The 3177-nt window shown below is 57.0% G+C and carries 1 rRNA gene; it reads left to right on the top strand.

Going from position 1 to position 3177, the window contains the following annotated elements:
• Positions 1 to 32 precede the first annotated feature (32 nt).
• Positions 33 to 3156, top strand: a 23S ribosomal RNA gene (locus NP777_RS46635).
• The last annotated feature ends 21 nt before the right edge of the window (positions 3157 to 3177 follow it).

Below are 3177 nucleotides of genomic sequence, written 5' to 3'. Positions count from 1 at the left end.
TTGAGAACTGCACAGTGGACGCGAGCATCTGTGGCCAAGTTTTTAAGGGCGCACGGTGGATGCCTTGGCACCAGGAACCGATGAAGGACGTGGGAGGCCGCGATAGGCCCCGGGGAGCTGTCAACCGAGCTTTGATCCGGGGGTGTCCGAATGGGGAAACCCGGCAGTCGTCATGGGCTGTCACCCGCTGCTGAACACATAGGCAGTGTGGAGGGAACGCGGGGAAGTGAAACATCTCAGTACCCGCAGGAAGAGAAAACAACCGTGATTCCGGGAGTAGTGGCGAGCGAAACTGGATGAGGCTAAACCGTATGTGTGTGATACCCGGCAGGGGTTGCGCATGCGGGGTTGTGGGAGTGTGCTGGATCGGTCTGCCGGCTGGTCGGAGAGTCAGAAACCGTATGGGTAGGCGAAGGGCATGCGAAAGGCCCGGCGTAGAGGGTAAGACCCCCGTAGCTGAAATCTGTACGGCTCTCTTGTGTATTTCCCAAGTAGCACGGGGCCCGAGAAATCCCGTGTGAATCTGGCGGGACCACCCGCTAAGCCTAAATATTCCCTGGTGACCGATAGCGGATAGTACCGTGAGGGAATGGTGAAAAGTACCGCGGGAGCGGAGTGAAATAGTACCTGAAACCGTGTGCCTACAAGCCGTGGGAGCGTCGCGCAGGGATTTGTCCTTGCGTCGTGACTGCGTGCCTTTTGAAGAATGAGCCTGCGAGTTTGCGGTGTGTTGCGAGGTTAACCCGTGTGGGGAAGCCGTAGCGAAAGCGAGTCCGAATAGGGCGGTGGAGTAGCGCGCTCAAGACCCGAAGCGGAGTGATCTAGCCATGGGCAGGTTGAAGCGGAGGTAAGACTTCGTGGAGGACCGAACCCACCAGGGTTGAAAACCTGGGGGATGACCTGTGGTTAGGGGTGAAAGGCCAATCAAACTCCGTGATAGCTGGTTCTCCCCGAAATGCATTTAGGTGCAGCGTCGTGTGTTTCTTGCCGGAGGTAGAGCACTGGATAGGCGATGGGCCCTACCGGGTTACTGACCTTAGCCAAACTCCGAATGCCGGTAAGTGAGAGCGCGGCAGTGAGACTGTGGGGGATAAGCTCCATGGTCGAGAGGGAAACAGCCCAGAGCATCGACTAAGGCCCCTAAGCGTACGCTAAGTGGGAAAGGATGTGGAGTCGCAGAGACAACCAGGAGGTTGGCTTAGAAGCAGCCATCCTTGAAAGAGTGCGTAATAGCTCACTGGTCAAGTGATTCCGCGCCGACAATGTAGCGGGGCTCAAGCGTACCGCCGAAGTCGTGTCATTGCAGCATGTGCCCTTAACGGGGGCTGTGATGGGTAGGGGAGCGTCGTGTGCCGGGTGAAGCAGCCGTGTAAGCGAGTTGTGGATGGTTCACGAGTGAGAATGCAGGCATGAGTAGCGATACACACGTGAGAAACGTGTGCGCCGATTGACTAAGGGTTCCTGGGTCAAGCTGATCTGCCCAGGGTAAGTCGGGACCTAAGGCGAGGCCGACAGGCGTAGTCGATGGACAACCGGTTGATATTCCGGTACCCGCTTTGAAACGCCCAGTATCGAATCCTCTGATGCTAAGGCCGTGAAGCCGCCCTGATCTCTTCGGAGTTGAGGGGAGTGGTGGAGCCGCTGGTCCAAGGTGGTAGTAGGTAAGTGATGGGGTGACGCAGGAAGGTAGTCCAGCCCGGGCGGTGGTTGTCCCGGGGTAAGGGTGTAGCCCGAGGGGTAGGTAAATCCGTCTCTCGTTTAAGGGTGAGACCTGATGCCGAGCCGATTGTGGTGAAGTGGATGATCCTATGCTGTCGAGAAAAGCCTCTAGCGAGTTTCATGGCGGCCCGTACCCTAAACCGACTCAGGTGGTCAGGTAGAGAATACCGAGGCGTTCGGGTGAACTATGGTTAAGGAACTCGGCAAAATGCCCCCGTAACTTCGGGAGAAGGGGGGCCATTGCTGGTGATGGGATTTGCTCCTTGAGCTGGTGGTGGCCGCAGAGACCAGCGAGAAGCGACTGTTTACTAAAAACACAGGTCCGTGCGAAGCCGTAAGGCGATGTATACGGACTGACGCCTGCCCGGTGCTGGAACGTTAAGGGGACCGGTTAGTGGGGTTTCGATTCCGCGAAGCTGAGAACTTAAGCGCCAGTAAACGGCGGTGGTAACTATAACCATCCTAAGGTAGCGAAATTCCTTGTCGGGTAAGTTCCGACCTGCACGAATGGCGTAACGACTTCTCGACTGTCTCAACCATAGGCCCGGTGAAATTGCATTACGAGTAAAGATGCTCGTTTCGCGCAGCAGGACGGAAAGACCCCGGGACCTTTACTATAGCTTGATATTGGTGTTCGGTTCGGCTTGTGTAGGATAGGTGGGAGACTGTGAAGCGCTGACGCCAGTTAGTGTGGAGTCGTTGTTGAAATACCACTCTGGTCGTGCTGGATGTCTAACCTGGGTCCGTGATCCGGATCAGGGACAGTGTCTGGTGGGTAGTTTAACTGGGGCGGTTGCCTCCTAAAGGGTAACGGAGGCGCCCAAAGGTTCCCTCAGCCTGGTTGGCAATCAGGTGTTGAGTGTAAGTGCACAAGGGAGCTTGACTGTGAGACCGACGGGTCGAGCAGGGACGAAAGTCGGGACTAGTGATCCGGCGGTGGCTTGTGGAAGCGCCGTCGCTCAACGGATAAAAGGTACCCCGGGGATAACAGGCTGATCTTCCCCAAGAGTCCATATCGACGGGATGGTTTGGCACCTCGATGTCGGCTCGTCGCATCCTGGGGCTGGAGTCGGTCCCAAGGGTTGGGCTGTTCGCCCATTAAAGCGGTACGCGAGCTGGGTTTAGAACGTCGTGAGACAGTTCGGTCCCTATCCGCTGTGCGCGTAGGAGTCTTGAGAAGGGCTGTCCCTAGTACGAGAGGACCGGGACGGACGAACCTCTGGTGTGCCAGTTGTTCTGCCAAGGGCATGGCTGGTTGGCTACGTTCGGGAGGGATAACCGCTGAAAGCATCTAAGCGGGAAGCCTGCTTCGAGATGAGGGCTCCCACCCACTTGATGGGTTAAGGCTCCCAGTAGACGACTGGGTTGATAGGCCAGATATGGAAGCCGGGTGACCGGTGGAGTTGACTGGTACTAATAGGCCGAGGGCTTGTCCTCAGTTGCTCGCGTCCACTGTGT

Source organism: Streptomyces rugosispiralis, assembly GCF_024505145.1.
GTDB classification, from domain to species: domain Bacteria; phylum Actinomycetota; class Actinomycetes; order Streptomycetales; family Streptomycetaceae; genus Streptomyces; species Streptomyces rugosispiralis.
The sequence above is the reverse complement of the archived record's forward strand: the minus strand, read 5'-3'. Positions and strand labels throughout refer to the sequence as shown.